Source organism: Albidovulum sediminis (assembly GCF_025380365.1).
GTDB classification, from domain to species: domain Bacteria; phylum Pseudomonadota; class Alphaproteobacteria; order Rhodobacterales; family Rhodobacteraceae; genus Albidovulum; species Albidovulum sediminis.
The window spans coordinates 738,138-757,666 of the sequence record NZ_JAOCQF010000001.1; the positions used below are offsets into that span (position 1 = coordinate 738,138).

At 67.6% G+C, this 19,529-nt stretch carries 21 protein-coding genes; 9 read left to right on the top strand and 12 right to left on the bottom strand.

Annotated elements, in window-relative coordinates:
• Window positions 1-3 precede the first annotated feature (3 nt).
• Genes mmsB through N5I32_RS03640 form a run of 3 tightly spaced genes read right to left on the bottom strand, consistent with a single transcriptional unit; the run spans window position 4 to window position 3,065 of the window.
• Window positions 4-876 carry a 3-hydroxyisobutyrate dehydrogenase gene (gene mmsB, locus N5I32_RS03630; protein WP_261494028.1) on the bottom strand — a complete coding sequence of 291 codons (873 nt, stop codon included), beginning with the start codon at window positions 874-876 and terminating at the stop codon, window positions 4-6.
• Window positions 877-879: 3 nt separating this feature from the next.
• On the bottom strand, window positions 880-1,920 hold the full coding sequence (locus N5I32_RS03635) for an enoyl-CoA hydratase/isomerase family protein (RefSeq protein WP_261494029.1): 1,041 nt from the start codon (window positions 1,918-1,920) through the stop codon (window positions 880-882).
• A complete protein-coding gene (locus tag N5I32_RS03640; protein ID WP_261494030.1) occupies window positions 1,920-3,065 on the bottom strand; it encodes an acyl-CoA dehydrogenase family protein in 1,146 nt (381 codons plus the stop codon). The genes N5I32_RS03635 and N5I32_RS03640 overlap by 1 nt, the downstream gene beginning before the upstream one ends.
• 298 nt (window positions 3,066-3,363) lie before the next feature.
• Between N5I32_RS03640 and N5I32_RS03645 the strand changes: the two genes are divergently transcribed.
• Window positions 3,364-3,990 (top strand): VPLPA-CTERM sorting domain-containing protein, encoded by a 627-nt coding sequence (locus N5I32_RS03645; protein WP_261494031.1) that lies wholly within the window; start codon window positions 3,364-3,366, stop codon window positions 3,988-3,990.
• Window positions 3,991-4,097: 107 nt separating this feature from the next.
• Here N5I32_RS03645 and N5I32_RS03650 read toward each other — a convergent pair whose 3' ends face one another.
• The gene (locus N5I32_RS03650) at window positions 4,098-5,597 is read right to left on the bottom strand and encodes a CoA-acylating methylmalonate-semialdehyde dehydrogenase (RefSeq protein WP_261494032.1); all 1,500 of its coding nucleotides are present in this window, start codon (window positions 5,595-5,597) and stop codon (window positions 4,098-4,100) included.
• Window positions 5,598-5,698: 101 nt separating this feature from the next.
• Between N5I32_RS03650 and N5I32_RS03655 the strand changes: the two genes are divergently transcribed.
• From N5I32_RS03655 to coaD, 3 genes are all read left to right on the top strand, one after another.
• On the top strand, window positions 5,699-6,592 hold the full coding sequence (locus N5I32_RS03655) for a LysR family transcriptional regulator (protein WP_261494033.1): 894 nt from the start codon (window positions 5,699-5,701) through the stop codon (window positions 6,590-6,592).
• Between the two features lie 56 nt (window positions 6,593-6,648).
• Window positions 6,649-7,083 (top strand): CBS domain-containing protein, encoded by a 435-nt coding sequence (locus N5I32_RS03660; RefSeq protein WP_261494034.1) that lies wholly within the window; start codon window positions 6,649-6,651, stop codon window positions 7,081-7,083.
• A gap of 76 nt (window positions 7,084-7,159) precedes the next feature.
• Complete coding sequence (coaD, locus tag N5I32_RS03665) at window positions 7,160-7,657, top strand: pantetheine-phosphate adenylyltransferase (RefSeq protein ID WP_261494035.1); 498 nt, start codon at window positions 7,160-7,162, stop codon at window positions 7,655-7,657.
• 7 nt (window positions 7,658-7,664) lie between these two features.
• On the opposite strand, the gene N5I32_RS03670 is transcribed toward coaD, so the two are convergent.
• The 4 genes from N5I32_RS03670 to gap (N5I32_RS03685) form a co-directional block, all read right to left on the bottom strand.
• Complete coding sequence (locus tag N5I32_RS03670) at window positions 7,665-8,117, bottom strand: GFA family protein (protein WP_261494036.1); 453 nt, start codon at window positions 8,115-8,117, stop codon at window positions 7,665-7,667.
• A gap of 72 nt (window positions 8,118-8,189) precedes the next feature.
• Entirely contained in the window at window positions 8,190-9,191 is a 1,002-nt protein-coding gene (gene gap / locus N5I32_RS03675; RefSeq protein ID WP_261494037.1) for a type I glyceraldehyde-3-phosphate dehydrogenase, read from the bottom strand.
• 95 nt (window positions 9,192-9,286) lie between these two features.
• Window positions 9,287-9,430 carry a hypothetical protein gene (locus N5I32_RS03680; protein ID WP_261494038.1) on the bottom strand — a complete coding sequence of 48 codons (144 nt, stop codon included), beginning with the start codon at window positions 9,428-9,430 and terminating at the stop codon, window positions 9,287-9,289.
• Window positions 9,431-9,460: 30 nt separating this feature from the next.
• Window positions 9,461-10,465 carry a type I glyceraldehyde-3-phosphate dehydrogenase gene (gene gap, locus N5I32_RS03685; RefSeq protein WP_261494039.1) on the bottom strand — a complete coding sequence of 335 codons (1,005 nt, stop codon included), beginning with the start codon at window positions 10,463-10,465 and terminating at the stop codon, window positions 9,461-9,463.
• A 262-nt stretch (window positions 10,466-10,727) separates the two neighbouring features.
• Here gap (N5I32_RS03685) and N5I32_RS03690 point away from each other — a divergent pair, with 262 nt between their 5' ends.
• Window positions 10,728-11,687 (top strand): DUF808 domain-containing protein, encoded by a 960-nt coding sequence (locus N5I32_RS03690; RefSeq protein WP_261494040.1) that lies wholly within the window; start codon window positions 10,728-10,730, stop codon window positions 11,685-11,687.
• Between the two features lie 58 nt (window positions 11,688-11,745).
• Here the strand turns inward: N5I32_RS03690 and tkt are convergent, their stop codons facing one another.
• Window positions 11,746-13,764, bottom strand: a complete 2,019-nt coding sequence (gene tkt / locus N5I32_RS03695; RefSeq protein WP_261494041.1) for a transketolase — start codon at window positions 13,762-13,764, stop codon at window positions 11,746-11,748.
• Between the two features lie 223 nt (window positions 13,765-13,987).
• On the opposite strand from tkt, the gene N5I32_RS03700 reads away from it, so the two are divergent.
• From N5I32_RS03700 to N5I32_RS03715, 4 genes are all read left to right on the top strand, one after another.
• A complete protein-coding gene (locus N5I32_RS03700; RefSeq protein ID WP_261494042.1) occupies window positions 13,988-14,449 on the top strand; it encodes a hypothetical protein in 462 nt (153 codons plus the stop codon).
• Window positions 14,449-14,829 carry a cell division protein ZapA gene (locus tag N5I32_RS03705; protein ID WP_261494043.1) on the top strand — a complete coding sequence of 127 codons (381 nt, stop codon included), beginning with the start codon at window positions 14,449-14,451 and terminating at the stop codon, window positions 14,827-14,829. The genes N5I32_RS03700 and N5I32_RS03705 overlap by 1 nt, the downstream gene beginning before the upstream one ends.
• Window positions 14,826-15,101, top strand: a complete 276-nt coding sequence (locus N5I32_RS03710) for an MliC family protein (RefSeq protein WP_261494044.1) — start codon at window positions 14,826-14,828, stop codon at window positions 15,099-15,101. Before N5I32_RS03705 ends, N5I32_RS03710 begins: the two co-directional genes overlap by 4 nt.
• Before the next feature lie 231 nt (window positions 15,102-15,332).
• Entirely contained in the window at window positions 15,333-16,118 is a 786-nt protein-coding gene (locus N5I32_RS03715; protein ID WP_261494045.1) for a GNAT family N-acetyltransferase, read from the top strand.
• Between the two features lie 122 nt (window positions 16,119-16,240).
• Here the strand turns inward: N5I32_RS03715 and grxD are convergent, their stop codons facing one another.
• From grxD to purL, 3 genes are all read right to left on the bottom strand, one after another.
• Entirely contained in the window at window positions 16,241-16,609 is a 369-nt protein-coding gene (grxD, locus tag N5I32_RS03720; protein ID WP_261494046.1) for a Grx4 family monothiol glutaredoxin, read from the bottom strand.
• A 6-nt stretch (window positions 16,610-16,615) separates the two neighbouring features.
• Window positions 16,616-16,858, bottom strand: coding sequence for a BolA/IbaG family iron-sulfur metabolism protein (locus N5I32_RS03725; RefSeq protein WP_261494047.1), 243 nt, complete (start codon window positions 16,856-16,858; stop codon window positions 16,616-16,618).
• 96 nt (window positions 16,859-16,954) lie between these two features.
• Window positions 16,955-19,114: a phosphoribosylformylglycinamidine synthase subunit PurL gene (gene purL, locus N5I32_RS03730; RefSeq protein WP_261494048.1), complete on the bottom strand. Its 2,160-nt coding sequence runs from the start codon at window positions 19,112-19,114 to the stop codon at window positions 16,955-16,957.
• Between the last annotated feature and the right edge of the window lie 415 nt (window positions 19,115-19,529).

Consider the following 19,529-nt stretch of genomic DNA (forward strand, 5'->3'; position numbering starts at 1 on the left):
GTTTCAGCCCCGGTGACGCTTCTCGAACCGCGGCAGCATGGCGGAAAAGTCCATGCCGCGGCCGTCCTCGCGTTCCACGAAGCTCTCGTAGAGCCGGGTCGCCAGCTCGCCCATCGGCGTGTCGGCGTCGGCGCCTTCGGCCGCCATCTGCGACAGGCGCAGGTCCTTCAGCATCAGTTCGGCGGCGAATCCGGGCTTGTAGCCGTCGTCGGCGGGCGACTTCGGCCCGACGCCGGGGGCCGGGCAATAGGCGTTCATCGACCAGGAATAGCCCGAGGAGGTGGAGACGACGTCGAACATCTTCTGCCGGTCGAGACCCAGCTTGTCGGCCAGCGCGAAGGCCTCGCAAGTGGCGATCATGGTGACGCCGAGGATCATGTTGTTGCAGATCTTCGCGGCCTGTCCGGCCCCGGCCGCACCGCAGTGGACGGCCTTCTGCCCCATCACGGCGAAGAGCGGCGAGACGGTGGCGAAAGAGGCTTCGTCGCCCCCGACCATGAAGGTGAGCGTTCCGGCCGCCGCCCCGCCGACCCCGCCCGACACCGGCGCGTCCAGCGCGCCAAGGCCCGCCGCGCGGGCATCGGCGGCCACCGTGCGGGCGCTTTCCACATCGACGGTGGAGCAGTCGCAAAGGACCGCGCCTTTCGACATCGCCGGAATCACCTCGGCCGCGACGGCACGCAGGATCGCACCGTTCGGCAGCATGGTGATGACGACCTCGGCGCCCGTCGCGGCCTCGGCCGCCGTGCCGGCCCGCGTCACGCCCTCGGGCATCGGCGCGGCGGTGTCGAAGCCCGTGACCGCGTGCCCCGCCTTGACGAGGTTCAGCGCCATCGGGGCGCCCATGTTGCCAAGGCCGATGAATCCGATCTTCATGTCTCAGTCCTTTCCGAAGTTCAGCGTGTCGGCCCCCAAAGGCGCCAGCATTCCCGTCACATGCTCGACCGGCACCGCCCCGGGCCCGGCATGGCGCCAGCGGGGGGTGCGGTCCTTGTCGATGATCGCGGCGCGGATCCCTTCGAGGAAATCCGCCTGCTCCATCGCCCGCCAGGTGAAACGATACTCCAATTCCAGCGCATCGCGCAGGGTGGCGTGACCACGCAACCGATGGATCATCTCGACCGCGCAGGCCGCCGACAAGGGCGCCGCGCGTGCCAGCGCCCGCCGCGCCTCGGCCGCGAAGTCCGATCCGTCAAGGTCGAGCGCACCGGCGATGCCGGCCAGGGTGTCGGCCGCGAACAGCGCGTCGATCCGCGGGCGCAGCGCGGCAAGGCGCCCCTCGGGCGGCGTTTGCAGGAATGCGGCAAGGCCCGCCAGGTCGCCGGTGGCGATCAGCCCGGTCTTCAGCGCGGGCCAGGCGGCTTCGGGGACGAAATGGTCGGCGAAGCCCGCCAGGATCGCGTCCGCCGGCCCCATCCGCGCCCCGGTGGTGCCGAGGTATTCGCCCAGCCGCCCCGGCGCGGTGGCCAGGATGAAGCTGCCGCCGACGTCCGGCACCAGTCCGATGCCGCATTCGGGCATCGCGACCTGCGCGGTCTCGCCGACGATCCGGTGGCTGCCGTGGCAGCCGACGCCGACGCCGCCGCCCATCGTGAAGCCCTGAAGGAAGCTGACGACAGGCTTGGCGTATTCCGCAATGCGCGCGTTCATCCGGTACTCGTCGGCCCAGAAGCGGCGGCCATAGGCGTAATCGCCGCGCCGGCCGGTCGCATACATCTCGGCGATGTCACCCCCGGCGCAGAAGGCGCGCTCGCCCACCGCGTCAATCAGGACCAGCGCGATCCGCGCGTCCGAAGCCCAGTCGATCAGCGCCCGGTCGATCGCCAGGCACATCTCGTAGGTCAGCGCGTTCAGCGCGCCGGGCCGGTTCAGCGTGATCCGCCCGGCGCGGCCCTCCCTCCGGATCAGGATGTCGGCCATCACCCCCGCTCCGCCAGAAGCGCGCGGGCGGTGATCAGCCGCATGATCTCGTTCGTGCCTTCGAGGATCTGGTGCACGCGCAGGTCGCGCACGATCTTTTCGATCCCGTAGTCGGCCAGATAGCCGTAGCCGCCATGCAGTTGCAGGCACTGGTTGGCGACGTCGAAGGCGTTGTCGGTGACCATCAGTTTTGCCATGGCGCAGAACTTCGTCGCGTCCGGCGCCTTGCGGTCCAGCTTCCACGCCGCCTGGCGCAGGAAGGTGCGCGCCGATTGCAGCTTCACCTCCATCTCCGCCAGCCGGAACTGAAGCGCCTGGAACTGGTCGATGGATTTCCCGAAGGCGCGCCGCTCGCCCATGTAGAGAAGCGTCGCGTCAAGCGCCGCCTGCGCCGCGCCAAGGGCCGAGGCCGCGATGTTGAGCCGCCCGCCGTCGAGCCCGGCCATCGCATAGGCAAAGCCGCGCCCCTCTTCGCCCAGAAGGTTGCCCTCCGGCACCGTGCAGTCGTCGAACTGCACCTGCGCGGTCGGCTGCGCGCGCCAGCCCATCTTGTCCTCGAAGGCGCCGAACGACAGGCCCGCCGCGCCCGCCTCGACGATGACCGCAGAGATGCCCTTCGGCCCGTCCCCGCCGGTGCGCACCATCGTCAGGTAGGCGTCCGAATAACCCCCGCCCGAGATGAAGGCCTTTGTCCCGTTCAGCCGCCAGCCCTCGTTCGTGCGTTCCGCGCGGGTGCGCAGCGCCGCCGCGTCCGACCCCGATCCGGGTTCGGTCAGGCAGTAGGAAAAGACCGTCTCCATCGTGCACATCCGGGGCAGCCAGCGCGCCCGCGCCTCGGGACTGCCGAAGCGGTCGATCATGCCCGCGCACATGTTGTGGATCGACAGGAACGAGCCCACCGCCGGGCAGGCCATGGCGAGCGCCTCGAAGACCAGCGTGCCGTCGAGCCGGCTCAGCCCCGATCCGCCCTGATCCTCTCCCACATAGATGCCGCCGAGCCCGAGCGCCCCCAGTTCCGGCCAGAGCGCCTTCGGGATCGTTCCCTCGGCCTCCCACCGGCGGGCGTGGGGGGCGATGTTGTCCTGCCCGAAGGCATGGGCCATGTCGAAGACGGCCTGCTGTTCCTCGGTCAGGGCAAAGTCCATGGCATGCTCCCGCGGCGGTGAATTGAACGTATGTTAAATTCCAACTGTTGCAGCAATTTTGCAAGGGGGGCGATTCGGACCCCGCGCACGGGCTTCGCGTGACCGGAACGAGGGGACCTGGGGCGTTTTGTTTCGGTGCGGGCAACCAAATCGACGGATTCAGGTCTTTGTTCTGCGGCCTGATCATCACCCTCCATTGGGGGTTGAATCTACCGGATGCTGCCGATTCCTGTTTGGGCAAACACCAAATGTGGCGATAATGCGGCGTATTCGTGTCATTAAAGCGGAATGTGGTGAAATGCGTGTAAAGACCAGACTACTGGCTGCCGCAACGACGGCAGCTCTTCTGGGGGCCGGGGCCGCTTCGGCCGCCACCGTCTCTGCAAGCTGTCCCGATCCGGTGCAGACGGGCGACCGTGTCTTCACCGTGTCCCATGACGACGGGGGCGGGACGCTGGGTTCGGTCAGCTGCCTCGACTGGGGTTCGGGCAACATCAGCGGCAACGCCAATGGCCAGAACCCCGATCCGCTGCTGGACCCGCTGTCGGCCAGCTATCTGGGCGATGGCTATCAGCTGATCGACAAGACCGACGGCGGCGATGCGAGCCTGCTTGTCACCGGCATCAACGCGCTTTCCGGAACCTGGGAGATCGTCCTTCCCGCAGCGCCCGCCGGCATGCTGTGGACGAACCTCGTCCTCGCGTTCAAGTCCGGGGACGGCGGCTTCGATCCCGACTGGGCGGCCTTCCTTCTGCCCGAAGGGGTCACCAGCGGCACCTGGTCGCTCTTCGGTCACAACCAGGCGCTCTCGCATGCGAACCTTTACGGCCAGCTTGCGCCGATCCCGCTGCCGGCCAGCGCGCTTCTGCTGCTTGGCGGCCTGGGCGCCCTGGGTGTCGTCCGCCGCCGCCGCAAGACGGCCTGAAGCGGACCGGCAGGGAAGACAACGAAAGGGGCCCCGAGCGGGGCCCCTTTTCTGTTCGGGTGGTGGCGCGGCGGGGCCGCCGCACCGCGTTGCACTTCGGGGCTGGATCAGTCCATGGCCTTGAAGTTGAACTCGCCGCCTTCCTTGATGCCCGAGGGCCAGCGCGAGGTGATGGTCTTGGTCCGGGTGTAGAAGCGGAACGAATCCGGCCCGTGCTGGTTCAGGTCGCCGAAGCCCGATTTCTTCCAGCCGCCGAAGGTGTGGTAGGCCAGCGGAACCGGGATCGGCACGTTGATCCCGATCATGCCGATGTTGATCCGGTTGGCGAAGTCGCGCGCGGTGTCGCCGTCGCGGGTGAAGATCGCGGTGCCGTTGCCGTATTCGTGGTCCATGGCATAGGACAGCGCTTCCTCATAGGACTTTGCGCGCACGGTCGACAGCACCGGCCCGAAGATCTCCTGCTTGTAGATGTCCATGTCGCGGGTCACGCGGTCAAAGAGCGTCGGGCCGACGAAAAAGCCGCTCTCGTAGCCCTGAAGCTTGAAGTCGCGCCCGTCGACGACAAGGTCCGCACCCTGTTCCACGCCCGAGGAGATGAGGCCCTTGACGCGGGTCATCGCCGCGCCGGTGACCAGCGGGCCATAGTCCACGTCGTTGCCGGCGGTGTAGGGGCCGACCTTCAGCTTCTCGATCCGCGGTACCAAGCGTTCGATCAGCGCGTCGGCGGTCTTGTCGCCCACCGGCACCGCGACCGAGATGGCCATGCAGCGTTCGCCCGCCGCGCCATAGCCCGCGCCCACCAGCGCGTCGGCCGCCTGGTCCATGTCGGCGTCCGGCATGATGATCATGTGGTTCTTGGCGCCGCCGAAGCACTGCACGCGCTTGCCGTTGGAACAGCCGCGCCCGTAGATGTATTCGGCGATGGGGGTGGAGCCGACGAAGCCGATGGCCTGGATCACCGGGTTGTCGAGGATCGCATCGACCGATTCCTTGTCGCCGTTGACGACCTGGAGGATGCCGTCGGGCAGACCCGCTTCCTGCATCAGTTCCGCGAGCATCAGGGGCACCGAGGGGTCACGCTCGGACGGCTTGAGGATGAAGGCGTTGCCGCAGGCGAGCGCGGGACCCATCTTCCACATCGGGATCATGGCGGGGAAGTTGAAGGGCGTGATGCCCGCGACCACACCCAGCGCCTGGCGCATCGAATACATGTCGATGCCGGGGCCCGCGCTGTCGGTGAACTCGCCCTTCAGCAGATGCGGCGCGCCGATGCAGAACTCGATCACTTCAAGCCCGCGCTGCACGTCGCCCTTCGCGTCGGGGATGGTCTTGCCATGCTCGCGGCTCAGCGCCTCGGCCAGCTTGTCCATGTCGCGGTTCAGAAGGCGCACGAATTCCATCATCACCCGCGCGCGGCGCTGCGGGTTGGTGGCGGCCCATTTGGGCTGCTGGGCGGCCGCGGCGGCCACGGCCGCGTCAAGCTCGGCCTTCGAGGCCAGCGGCACCTTCGCCTGCACCTCGCCTGTCGCCGGGTTGAAGACATCCGCGAAACGGCCCGACGTGCCCTTCACGTGCTTGCCGTTGATCCAGTGGGTCAGTTCCTGCATTCAAGCCTCCCGAATTTGCCGGGTGCAGAATAGTCTTGCAGAATTGCTTGGGAAAGAGGCAGTTTCCCAAATGGGTTTTGCATTTCTGCAAAGGTGAGGCCATGGCCGAATGGGATGACCTGCGCATTTTCCTTGCCGTCGCGCGGGCGCAAAGCCTGTCGGGTGCGGGAAAGCAGCTGAAGCTCGACCCCGCCACGGTCGGGCGCCGCGTCGCGCGGCTGGAGGAGCGGATGGCGGCGCGGCTTTTCGTCCGCTCGGCGCAGGGCTACGCGCTGACCGGCGAGGGGCAGCGGCTGATGGCGCACGCCACCCGGGTCGAGCAGGCGGTGACCGAGGCGATGGAGGAGGTGGGGGGCGAGGGGCCGGGCCTCAGCGGGCAGATCCGGCTTGGCGCGCCCGATGGCAGCGCCAACTACCTGCTGCCGCAGATCGTGGCGCAGATCTGCGACGACCATCCAGGGCTCGAGGTCCAGATCGTCGCCCAGCCGCGCGTCTTCAACCTGTCCAAGCGCGAGGCCGACATGGCGATCGCCGTCAGCCCGCCGGTCTCGGGGCACCTGACGGTGCAGCGGCTGACCGACTACCGGCTGCACCTCGCCGCCTCGCGCGACTATCTCGACCGGCACCCGCCGATCCGGAGCCTTGCGGACCTGAAGCAGCACCGGACCATCGGCTACATCCAGGACCTGATCTTCGACAAGGAACTCGACTACCAGTCGGACGCCGGCATGGACAGCGTCACGCTCGCCTCGAACTCGGTCTCGGTCCAGCTCAACTGGGTCAGGATCGGGGCGGGGATCGCGGTGGTGCACGACTTCGCGCTGCCCGCGCATCCGGGGCTGGTGAAGGTGCTGCCCGAGCTTCTGTCGCTCAAGCGGTCCTTCTACCTGATCCGCCACCCCGAAGACCGCCGGGTGGAGCGGCTGAACCGCTTCGCCGAACTTCTCGCCCAGGGCGTCCGGCGCGAGGTGGCGCGGCTGGAAGCCCTGTCTTGACAGAATGTTGCGTTGCGGTGACGCTGCGTAAAGTCCCTTTCCGTCAGGAGGTTGCCATGCAGGTCCACCAGATCCTTCGCGCCAAGGCCCAGGCGAACGTGATCACGGTTGCGCCCGATATGTCGGTCGCCGATGCGGCGCGGCTTCTGGCCGAGCGCCGGATCGGCGCGGTGATCGTGTCGAAGGACGGCAAGGTGCCGCTCGGCATCCTGTCGGAGCGCGACATCGTGCGCGACCTCGGCCGCCGCGGGACCGACTGCATGGCCGATACCGTCGACGTGCTGATGACGCGCAACCTTGTCACCTGCGCGCCGGGCGATTCGGCAGACCAGGTGCTGGAGCAGATGACGGCGGGGCGCTTCCGCCACATGCCGGTGATGGCGGGGGGCGAGATGGTCGGCATCATCTCCATCGGCGACGTGGTTGCTGCGCGCATCTCCGAACTGGCGATGGAGAAGGAGGCGCTGGCCGGGATGATCATGGGCAACTGACACCGCCGGGCTTGCAATCGCGCGCGCAATATCGTTGCGTCCTCGCGTCACTGGCGCGTCAGGAAAGGACAGGTCCATGCGCATCGGCCTTTACCCCGGCACCTTCGATCCGATCACGCTGGGACATACCGACATCATCCAGCGCGCCATGGCGCTGGTCGACCGGCTGGTGATCGGGGTCGCGATCAACCGCGACAAGGGGCCGCTCTTCAGCCTCGAGGAACGGGTCGCGATGGTCGAGGCCGAATGCGGCCCCATCATCGCGAAGACGGGCGGGGAGATCGTCGTCCACCCGTTCGAGAACCTGCTGATCGACTGCGCCCGCGACGTCGGCGCCAGCGTGATCGTGCGGGGGCTGCGGGCGGTGGCCGATTTCGAGTACGAATTCCAGATGGTCGGCATGAACCGGGCGATGGACGACAGCGTGGAGACGGTGTTCCTGATGGCCGACGCGCGCCGCCAGGCGATTGCCTCTAAACTGGTCAAGGAAATCGCGCGCCTTGGAGGCGATGTCTCGAAGTTCGTGACACCCGACGTGCGGTCGGCCCTCTACGGCAAGTTCGTGCGGGCGTGATCGCGGGTCACGCCGACCCGCCGCGCGCCCAGGCCGCCATCAGCTCCGGCATCTCGTCGCTTCTGAAGGACGGCAGGCCATCGTCGAACCGATACCATGACAGCCGCGATTCGACGCATTGGTGCGAAGTCGGCACCACACGTTCGCTGTCGTCGAGACTGCCGGCCGAGACATTGTCCCACTCCGGTTTCTCGCCGTTCAGCGATGCCCAGATGATGCGCGAACCGCAGGCGTCGCAGAAGCCGCGCGTGCCGAAGGGCGAGGACTGGTAGAACTTCGGCTCCGCCCCCTCATAGCGCAGCGTTCCGGGCACCAGCAACACGCCGATCTCCGCCGGGGCGCCGGTCGACTTCTGGCAGATCCGGCATTGGCAGTAATAGGCGTCCCGGACATAGGCCTCGGCCGCATAGCGGACCTCGCCGCAGAGGCACCCCCCGGTCACCGGTTCTGCGTCGGCCATGTCGATTTCCCCCCAAGGACAGGGGGGAAGTCTAGCAGCGTTCGGCCGATCCAAGAAGCGGCTTGCGGGACCTCAGATCAGCCGGCCCATTGCCACCGCGGTATCGGCCATGCGGTTGGAGAAACCCCATTCGTTGTCGTACCAGCTGAGGATGCGGCACATCCGCCCCTCCAGCACCTTGGTCTGGTCGAAATGGAAGATCGACGACCGCGGGTCGTGGTTGAAGTCGGAGGAGACGTTCTTGAACTCGGTGTAGCCGAGGATGCCCTTCAGCTCCCCGTCGGCGGCGGCGCGGATGGCGGCGTTGATCTCCTCGACCGAGGTGTCGCGGGCGGCCTCGAAGACGAAATCGACGACCGAGACATTGGGCGTCGGCACCCGGATCGCCACGCCGTCAAGCCGGCCCTTCAGTTCCGGCAGCACGAGGCCCACCGCCTTCGCAGCACCTGTCGAGGTTGGGATCATGGAAAGGGCCGCCGCGCGGGCGCGGTACAGGTCCTTGTGCATGGTGTCGAGCGTCGGCTGGTCACCGGTGTAGCTGTGGATCGTGGTCATGAAGCCCTTGGCGATGCCGATGGCGTCGTTCAGCACCTTGGCGACCGGGGAAAGGCAGTTGGTGGTGCAGGAGGCGTTGGAGACGACGATGTCGTCGCGCGTCAGCGTGGCGTGGTTGACGCCGAAGACGATGGTCTTGTCCGCGCCCTCGCCGGGGGCGGAGATGAGGACGCGCTTCGACCCGTTTTCCAGGTGGGCCGCGCATTTTTCCTTCGAGGTGAAGATGCCGGTGCATTCCAGCACCACGTCGACATCCGCCCAGGGCAGGTCGGCGGGGTTCTTCAGCGCGGTCACCTGCATCGGCCCGCGACCGACGTCGATCGTGGTTTCGGTGGTGCGGACCTCGGCCGGGAAGCGGCCATGGACGCTGTCGAAGCGCAGGAGGTGCGCGTTCGTCTCGACCGGGCCGAGGTCGTTGATCGCCACCACCTCGATGTCGGTGCGGCCCGACTCGACGATCGCGCGCAGCACGTTGCGCCCGATCCGCCCGAACCCGTTGATCGCCACCTTGACTGCCATTGCCTTGTCCTCCGTCCAGACCGGGCCGCCGCCCGCGCGCTTGCGTTACCGCTAACATCAAGTGGCAAGCGAAAGTCAACAGAAGAGTGACCCGATCAGCGCCAGAAGGCCAGATACTCGATCACATCAGCGAGTTTTTTCGCGAGGAACAGCGAACCGGCCCCCCCGTACACCGCGACATCGGTGACAAGGGCGCCAAGGATCAGAAGGCCCAGGGCCAGGGCGATGCGGTTCGTCATGGGCGGGGGCAGGCGGCCCCCAGCGGCTCCTTATTGCAGGAGCCGCCCCATCGCCCCGGCCACATCGGCCATCCGGCAGGAGAAGCCCCATTCGTTGTCGTACCAGGCCAGGACCCGGACGGTGCGCTTGCCCACCACCTTGGTCTGGTCCGGCGCGAAGATAGAGGAGAAGGGCGTGTGGTTGAAGTCGATCGAGACCTTCGGTTCGGGGTCATAGGACATGACCATGCCCATGTAGCCTGCCGCGGCTTCCCTTACGATTTCGTTGACGTCGGCGACCGTCACGTCCTTGCCCGCGACGAAGGTCAGGTCCACCGCCGAGACGTTGGGCGTGGGCACCCGGATCGCGGTGCCGTCAAGCTTGCCCGCAAGCTCCGGCAGCACCTCTCCCAGCGCCTTGGCGGCCCCGGTCGAGGTCGGGATCATCGCCATCGCGGCGGCGCGGGCACGGTAAAGGTCCTTGTGCCGGCGGTCGAGCGTCGGCTGGTCGCCGGTGTAGCTGTGGATCGTCGTCATGATCCCCGACTCGATGCCGATGGCGTCGTTGAGCACCTTGGCCAGCGGCGCGAGGCAGTTCGTCGTGCACGACCCGTTCGAGACGACCAGATGCTCGGCCCGCAGTTCGCGGTGGTTGACGCCGTAGACCACGGTCTTGTCCGCGCGCTTCGCCGGGGCGGAGACGAGAACGCGCCTGGCCCCGCGCGTCAGGTGGACGGCGGCCTTGTCGCGGTCATTGAACTTGCCGGTACATTCCAGCACCACGTCGACGCCGTCCCAGTCCAGTTCGGAGGGCTCGTAGGTCGACATCACCTCGATCGGGCCGCGGCCGAGGTCGAGCGTGTTGCCCGCGACCTTGACCGGCCCTGAAAAGCGCCCGTGCACGCTGTCGTATTTCAGCAGGTGGGCGTTTGTCTCGATCGGGCCGGTCGCGTTGATCTTCACGACCTGCACGTCGTTGCGCGCGGCTTCCGCGATGTGGGCCAGCGTGCAGCGGCCGATCCGGCCGAATCCGTTTATGCCGATGGTAACCGTCATGTCACTTCTCCTGATCCACGCGCCTGTGCATCGCCCGGCGGGCGGGGCGGCATGCGGCTGCATACGACTCCCCCCGTTCCCGGATACCAGTGCCATTGCGCCAAGAAAACCCGCCCTTTCAAGATGTTAGCGAAAACACTGGGGTGTTAGCGAAAACAGGCGCATCAAAGGGTCCGTCGCGACCGTTTCGTGTCCGTTTCCGCCACCCGCTTGCCAGACCCGCGCGTTCGGATAGGGTGGCGCCAATGATGCGGAGAGGGACATGAGCGGCTTACTCGCACTTCTGGACGATGTGGCGGCGATCGCCAAGGTGGCCGCGACCTCGCTCGACGATATCGCCGGGGCCGCGGCGAAGGCGGGGACCAAGGCGGCCGGTGTCGTCATCGACGACGCGGCGGTGACGCCGAAGTACGTGCACGGCTTCGAGGCCAACCGCGAACTGCCGATCATCGGCCGCATCGCGATGGGCTCGCTCAAGAACAAGCTGATCATCCTGCTGCCGGCGGCCCTTCTCCTCTCGGCCTTCCTGCCGGGGGCGATCACGCCGATCCTCGCGGTCGGCGGGGCCTATCTGTGCTTCGAAGGGGCGGAGAAGGTGTTTCACGCGCTTCTCCCGCATGCCGATCACGAGGTGGAGGAGGATTTCGACGTCAAGGATCCCGCGCATCTGGAGGAGGAGAAGGTCGCGGGCGCGATCAAGACCGACTTCATCCTGTCGGCCGAGATCATGACCATCGCGCTGGCCGCCATTCCCGACAGCGGCTTCCTGATGGAGGCGACGGCGCTGGCGATCACCGGCGCGGGGATCACCGTGGCCGTCTACGGCAGCGTGGCACTGATCGTGAAGATGGATGACATCGGGCTGTACCTCGCCCGCAGGGGGCGGCTTGGCCTGACGCGCGCGCTCGGGCGCGGGCTGGTCATCGCGATGCCGAAGCTGATGACCTTCCTCTCCACGGTCGGCACCGCGGCGATGCTCTGGGTCGGCGGGTCAATCGTCATCCACGGGCTGGAATATGCCGGGCTCGACTGGCTTGGCCATCACATCCACGACTGGGCCGCCGCGGCGGGCCATGCGGTGCCGGCGGCCACCGGCGCGGTCGAGTGGCTGGCGAAGGCGACGCTGGACGGGGTGTTCGGGCTGGCGCTCGGGATCGCGCTGATCCCGGTGGCGACGCGGCTTGTCGGGCCGCTCTGGCAGCGCGCCTTCGGACGGGCCTGAGCGCGCGCCGCAAGGGCGACGGGGGCCGCACCCGTGCGGGGCGCGGCCCGGTCTTCGGTCAGAGCAGCGCGCGCGCCTTGGCCGCGACCGCCTCGGCGGTGATGCCGAATTCGGCGTAAAGCCGTTCTGCCGGGGCCGAGGCGCCGAAGCCCTCCATCCCGACGAAGGCCGCCTTCTTCTCGCTGCCGCGCTCGCCCAGCAACAGCCGGTCCCAGGGCTGGCGCACCGCCGCCTCGACCGCGACGCGGACGGGGCCTGCGGGCAGGACGCGCTTGCGGTAGGCCTCGGGCTGGGCCGCGAACAGTTCCATGCAGGGGACGGAGACGACGCGGGTGCCGATCCCCTCGGCCTCAAGCGCCGCGCGCGCCTTCAGCGCGATCTCCACCTCCGAACCGGTGGCCATCAGGATCACCTGGCGCCTGGCCGTCGCCTCGGCCAGCACATAAGCCCCCTGCGCGGTCAGGTTCCTTGCGGTGTGGGCGGTGCGGACCGTGGGCAGGTTCTGGCGGCTGAGGGCCAGGACCGAGGGCGTATTGGCCGAGGTCAGCGCAAGCTCCCAGGCCTCGGCCGTTTCCACCAGGTCGGCGGGGCGGAAGGTCCAGGTGTTGGGGGTCGCCCGGCAAATCGCCAGATGCTCGACCGGCTGGTGGGTCGGGCCATCCTCGCCCAGGCCGATGGAATCGTGCGTCATCACATAGACCGAAGGCACCCCCATCAGCGCCGACAGTCGCATCGCGCCGCGGGCATAGTCGGTGAAGCACAGGAAGGTGCCGCCATAGGGGCGCACGCCGCCGTGCAGCGCCATGCCGTTCATCGCCGCGGCCATCCCGTGTTCGCGGATACCGTAGTGGACATGCCGGCCCTTGCGGTTCTCGGGCGTGAAGATGCCGAGGTCGGCAGTCTTGGTCAGGTTCGACCCGGTCAGGTCGGCCGAGCCGCCGATGGTTTCCGGCATCACCGGGTTCACCGCCGCCAGCACCATTTCGCTGGCCTTGCGGGTGGCGACCTTGGTTCCCTTCTCCGACGCTTCCTTCTTCACGCCGCGGATCGCGGCGGCCAGCCGTTTCGGCGCGGTGCCGGCCATCTGGCGCTCGAACTCCACGCGCCGTGCCGGGGACAGGGCGGCCAGCCGCGCCTCCCACTCCGCCCGTGCGGTGGCGCCGCGCGCGCCGATCGCGCGCCAGGCCTTCAGGATGTCGGCGGGGATGACGAAGGCATCATGATCCCAGCCGTAGATCGCCTTCGTCGCCTTGATCTCGTCGGGACCCAGCGGAGAGCCGTGGGCACCGGCGCTGTCCTGCTTCTTCGGGCTGCCGAAGCCGATGTGGGTCTTGCAGTCCACCAGAACCGGGCGATCGGACCGTTTGGCGGCACTCAGCGCGCGGTCGATGTCGTCTGGGTCGTGGCCGTCGCAGGACAGCACCGTCCAGCCCGCGGCGGCGAAGCGCGCGCGCTGGTCGGTCACGTCCGACATCGAGATCGGGCCGTCGATCGAGATGTTGTTGTTGTCCCAAAGGACGATCAGCCGGCTGAGGCGCTGCATCCCGGCAAGGCCGATCGCCTCGTGGCTGATCCCCTCCATCAGGCAGCCGTCGCCGGCGATGACCCAGGTGCGGTGGTCCACGACCTTCGCGCCGAAGCGGGCGCGCAGGCTCTCCTCGGCCATGGCGAAGCCCACGGCGTTGGCGATGCCCTGGCCGAGCGGCCCGGTCGTCGTTTCCACCCCCGAGGCGTGGCCGTATTCCGGATGGCCCGCGGTGATCGCGCCCCACTGGCGGAAGTTGCGGATCTGCTCCAGCGTCATGTCCTCATACCCGGTCAGGTGGAGGAGCGCGTAAAGCAGCATCGAGCCATGCCCGGCCGAGAGGATGAAGCGGTCGCGGTCGGCCCATTTTGGCGCCGAGGCGTCGAATTTCAGGTGCTTTTCGAACAGCACGGTGGCCACGTCGGCCATGCCCATCGGCATGCCCGGATGACCGGAATTCGCGGCCTGGACCGCATCCATCGCCAGCGCGCGGATGGCGCAGGCCTTCTTCCAGTGGTCGGCGTGTCTGTCGCGAAGCGTGGCGATGTCCAAGGGCCCGGTCCTTCTTTCCGCAATGGGGTGTCGCGCGCTTGATAGCAGCCATCCGGGCAAGATCAAGCGCAGCCCCTAAGGCATTGGGGGGAAAGGGGCAGAAAAGCCCGCCCGGTTTGGCTAACATGGGCGGCACAGGCGCGCGCGGCCGATTCGGGGCGGCGCGGGCCGGCCGGCGGGCGCGGGTTCGCGGGCAGGGGAACGGCGGAAGGGGCAGGGCGACATGAGCGATATCACCGAACTCGAACGCCGGGTGTCGGCGGCACTGTCGCGGATCGACCGGGCGCTGGATGCGCAGGCCCGCCCGATGGCCGAGGATCCCGCGCTGCGCGAGGCGCTGGAGACCGAGCGGGCGGCCAACGCCCAGCTGACCGAACGGGTGCGCGCGATCAAGGAAAAGCAGGAAATCATCGTCAGCGCGCTGGAACGCAAGGTCGCGCAACTGACGCGCCAGCTCGATGCCTCCTCTCGCGAACTCGCGCGGCAGCGGGCGGTCAACGTCGATCTCGTGGAAACCAACCGGATGCTGAACGACGCCGCGCGCGGCACGCTCGCCTCGCCCGAACTGGTGAACGCGGCGCTGGAAAGCGAGCTGGCCGCGCTCCGCGCCGAGCGGCAGGCCGAACTGGTCGAGATCGAGGAGATCATGGCCGAACTGAAACCCCTGATCGGAGAGGTGGCCTGATGCCCGAACTGCGGATCACCATCGGCGGGCGCGAATTCGACGTCTCCTGCCAGGAGGGGGAGGAGCATTTCCTGCGCGCCGCGGCCCGGCTTCTGGACACCGAGGCCGGCGCGCTGATTTCCCAGATCGGGCGGATGCCCGAGGCGCGGATGCTCTTGATGGCGGGTCTGATGATCGCCGACAAGGCGGCCGGGCTCGAGGATCAGCTGCGCGCCGCCGAGGAACGCGCGACGCTGGCCGAACGGGTCGCGGCGAACGCGCGGGCCAACCCCGAGCGGGTCGAGGTGCCGGTGATCCCGGCGCAGGTGACCGAGACACTGGCCGAGATCGCAGCCCGCGCCGAGGCGCTGGCCGCGCGGATCGAGGAGCGGGCCGGGTGAGGGGCGCGGCCGCGGCCGCTTGTCTGCTCGCGGCCCTGCCGGCGCGGGCCGAGGTCGAGGTCCTGACCCACCGCTACCTGTGCGAACGCGGGGCCGAGGTGCCGGTGGCCTATGTCAACGCCGCCGACGGCGCGGCCGCGGTGCTGACGGTCGAGGGCCGGCAGATCGCGCTTCTGCAGGGCCCGTCCGGGTCCGGCGCGCGCTACGAATGGCCGGGCGGCGGATCGGGCTATGTCTGGTGGTCCAAAGGCGACGGCGCCATGCTTTTGTGACATGACGGTGCGAGCGGGAAAGATCAGACGATCTATGCGGATTGCAGGTCGCAGGAGTAGGCGGAAAGGGCAGGGTCAAGTCGGGGTGCTGGGCGGTCCGGTTTGCGGACGAAACGGTCCTTCGACATCGCGCTTCACCGATAGAGGTTCATTCGAAGCATCAAGTACGACTGGCCAGCACTCCGTCGGTGTCAGATAAGGACTCTCGATGGCCCACCCGTGGAGAACAAGATGACAGCCGATGCGGGCACCTTTGGCTCACCCGAGCAAGTGAGGCTCCAGTACAAATCCATTGATATGCGGGAGCAGATTGAGTCGACCCCAGGCCTTTGTCACACGGGTCGGTTAGTAGGGAGCGATGATCCGAGCGCGCTTGGATGGGACTTCTTTGAAGAGCATCTGAAGGAAGATGGCTTTGTCGGATTTCGCTGCCTGTTGCCGGAGCGGGCCCATGCTGTCCGGGTCTGGGGCGCAAAGTTGGGCGGCATCCACGAATGGGCGGTCATGCTCGGCACGTCCGAAGATTTACGCGCCTCCGCGACCGCCATCGGGCAACGCCCTCTCTCCAGCGGGTTCCGAGATGTGGGCCCGGAGGAAATGGCTGCGGACGCGAGCCTTTCCCAGATGCAGGCGTTACTGGTTGATGCCGGCATTGCTCCTCTGGCCCGGGCAAGTCTTCGTGGCGACATTTACCCAAGCGCATGCGTGGGGGTTTCGGGTCCGGACGGCAGCCTTGTTGCCGTCGCAAATGTGGCAATGCCCTTCAATCGCTTTAGCGAATGGCAAGACGCAGCGTGGATCGGATTGGTGGCGGTCGCACCAGGTTGCCGTGGTCTTGGCCTCGGCGCCCGCGTCAGCGCGGCGGCTGCCTTGGCCGGATTGGAAAAGCTTGGAGCCCGGCGCGCCATGGCCTTTGTTGCGGACGACAACGCCCCTTCTCGCGCAATGCTCTTGCGCATCGGCCTTCAGGTTTCCACGCTTCGTTCAATAATAGTGGGACACCGCCCGACCCGCTGAAAAGCCGCCGGCGAGCGCCCTTTTCAAGCAAGCGTCCGCTTCGGGCTCTCAGCGAACATCGTCCCCGCAAGAGAAAAGGGGGCCGCGAAGGGCCCCCCTGATCGTGCCGCTGTCCCTTCGCCTCAGGCGTTCGCTTCGCGGATCTTGTCCGCGGCTTCCTTGGAATAGCCGATGCCCTTGGCCTCGAAGAGTTGGTCCAGCTCGCCCGAAAGCGTCATCTCGGTGACGATGTCGCAGCCGCCCACGAACTCGCCCTTGACGTAAAGCTGCGGGATCGTCGGCCAGTCGGAGAAATCCTTGATCCCCTGCCGGATCTCGGCGTCGGCAAGGACGTTCACATCGACGAAATCGACGCCCATGTAGTTCAGCACGCCCGCCACGCGCGAGGAGAACCCGCACTGCGGCATCGACTTCGTGCCCTTCATGAAGAGGACGACATCGTTGGCCGTCACGGTTTCGCGGATCTGGTCCTGCGCGGTGGTGGTGGTCATGTTCTGTTACTCCGGTGCCTTGGTCGTCAGGGCGAGGGCGTGCAACTCGCCCTGCGCGCCGTCCATCTTGCCCTTCAGCGCGGCATAGACCGCGCGCTGCTGCTGGACGCGGTTCATGCCGCGGAAGGATTCGTCGATCACCTCAGCCGCATAGTGGTTCCCGTCGCCGGCCAGATCCGTGATCGTGATCTTCGCCTTGGGGAACGTGGCCCGGATGAGGTTCTCGATATCCTGCGCTTCCATCGCCATGGGGCGTCCTTCCCTTGTACCCTCGCCCCCTATGTAATCCCGCGCCGAGGGGGCCGCAAGGCTCCCTTGATGGGGTCAGGGGCGGGCGGTCCGCGTTCAGGCGACGGCCGCGGCGAAAGCGCTGCGATAGATCGCGGACAGTTCCGCCAGCGGCGCCGCCGAGGCCCCGAAGCGGACGGAAGCGCCGCCGAAGCGTCCGACCGTCGCGGCCGGGACGCCCGCCGCGCGCGCGGCCTCCAGAAGGCCCTCCGCCGCGCCCGACGCCACCGCGACGAGGTAGCGGGCCTGATCCTCGCCGAAGAGCCGGCCGATGTCGTCGGTGTCCAGCGTCACGCCCAGGCCCGCGGCCTCGGCCATCTCGAAGGCGGCCAGCGCGAGGCCCCCGTCCGAAAGGTCGGTCGCGGCGCGGACAAGCTTGCGGCTGGCGCGCAGGAAATCGCCGTTCCGCCGTTCCGCCGCCAGATCGACCGGGGGCGCGTCGCCTTCCTCACGCCCGAAGGCCTCGTAAAGCAGCGCGGACTGGCCCAGATGCCCGGCCGTCTCGCCGATCACGATGGCCAGGTCGCCCTCTGCGGGCAAACCGGCGATCAGGTCGTCAAGCGTCGCCAGCAGCCCGACCGCGCCGATGGTCGGCGTCGGCAGGATGCCCTTGCCGTCGGTCTCATTGTAAAGCGACACGTTGCCCGACACGATCGGGAAATCGAGCGCGCGGCAGGCCTCGCCGATGCCCTTGATGGCGCCGACGAACTGGCCCATGATCTCGGGCTTTTCCGGGTTGCCGAAGTTCAGGTTGTCGGTCGCGGCCAGCGGCACGGCGCCCACGGCGGTCAGGTTGCGCCAGGCTTCCGCCACCGCCTGCTTGCCGCCTTCATAGGGGTTGGCCCGCACGTAGCGCGGCGTCACGTCCGAGGTGAAGGCCAGAGCCTTGGGCGTTCCGTGCACGCGCACGACGCCGGCGCCAAGGCCCGGCGTGCGGATGGTGTCGGCCATCACCTGGGTGTCGTACTGTTCCCAGACCCAGCCCTTGTGCGCGTGGTTGGGAGAGGAGATCAGCGCCTTCAGCCCGGCGACGGGGTCGATGTCAAGCAGCGCGGTGAAGGGTGCGGGCGCGGGCGTTTCCACCCAGGGGCGGTCGTATTCCGGCGCGCTCGACGAGAGTTTGGAGAGCGGCAGGTCGGCCTTCACCTCGTTGCCGTGCAGGATCAGGAAACGGTCCTCGGCGATGGTCTCGCCGACGATGGCAAAGTCGAGGTCCCATTTCTCGAAGATCGCGCGGGCCACCGCCTCCTTCTCGGGCTTCAGCACCATGAGCATCCGTTCCTGGGACTCGGACAGCATCATCTCGTAGGCGGTCATGTTCGCCTCGCGCTGCGGCACGGCGTCAAGTTGCAGCCGGATGCCGAGCCCGCCCTTGTCGCCCATCTCGACCGCCGAACAGGTCAGGCCCGCCGCGCCCATGTCCTGGATCGAGATCACCGAGTCCGAGGCCATCAGCTCAAGGCAGGCCTCCAGCAGGCGCTTTTCGGTGAAGGGGTCGCCGACCTGTACGGTCGGGCGCTTTTCCTCGATCGTGTCGTCGAACTCGGCCGAGGCCATCGTCGCGCCGCCGACGCCGTCGCGCCCGGTCTTGGCGCCGAGGTAGACGACCGGCATGCCGACGCCCGAGGCCGCCGAATAGAAGATCTTGTCGGCATCGGCGAGGCCTGCGGCAAAGGCGTTGACCAGGCAGTTGCCGTTGTAGGCGGCGTGAAAGCGCACCTCACCGCCGACGTTGGGAACGCCGAAGCAGTTGCCGTAGCTGCCGACGCCCTCGACCACGCCCTTGACCAGATGCGCGGTCTTGGGATGCGAGGGCAGGCCGAACGACAGCGCGTCCATCGCCGCGATGGGACGCGCGCCCATGGTGAAGACGTCGCGCAGGATGCCGCCGACGCCGGTCGCGGCGCCCTGGTGCGGCTCGATGTAGGAGGGGTGGTTGTGGCTTTCCATCTTGAAGATGACGGCCTGCCCGTCGCCGATGTCGACGACGCCCGCGTTCTCGCCCGGCCCGCAGATGACCTGCGGCCCGGTGGTGTGCAGCGTGCGCAGCCACTTCTTCGACGACTTGTAGGAACAATGCTCGTTCCACATCGCCGAGAAGATGCCGAGTTCCGTGAACGTGGGCGCGCGCCCGATGATGTCGAGGATGCGCTGGTATTCGTCCGGCTTCAGCCCATGCGCGGCGATCAGGTCTTCGGTGATCTGCGGTTCCTGCATGTCCATCCCCCGGGGCGCGCGCTGACGATTGCGCGCCTTTTAGGGGGAAGGACCGCGGCTGAAAAGGCCCCATGACCAGGCGAGGGGGTTTTCGCGCCCGCCGCGCCCGCACGGATTCGCTTGCGCAGGGAAGGACCGCGCCGCGGCGCAGCAAGAGTGCCGTGGAACCGGGCAGTCGCCGCGGATTTGTTGTGCAGGCGCAGAAAAATCCGGCGAGCGCCGGACAACGCCCTGAACGAAATCGAATTTTTCGCCTTTTCGCCGGTCCGACCCATGGACAGCCGGGCCGACCCGTGCTGAGGCTGGGGAAAGGGCAAAAAAAAGGCCGAGACGAAGCTCGGCCAAAGTCCAACAGGGAGGTAGAAAGTTGCGGGAGAAACCTCAACCGCCGCTTCCTGAGGCCGATTTAGGTTCA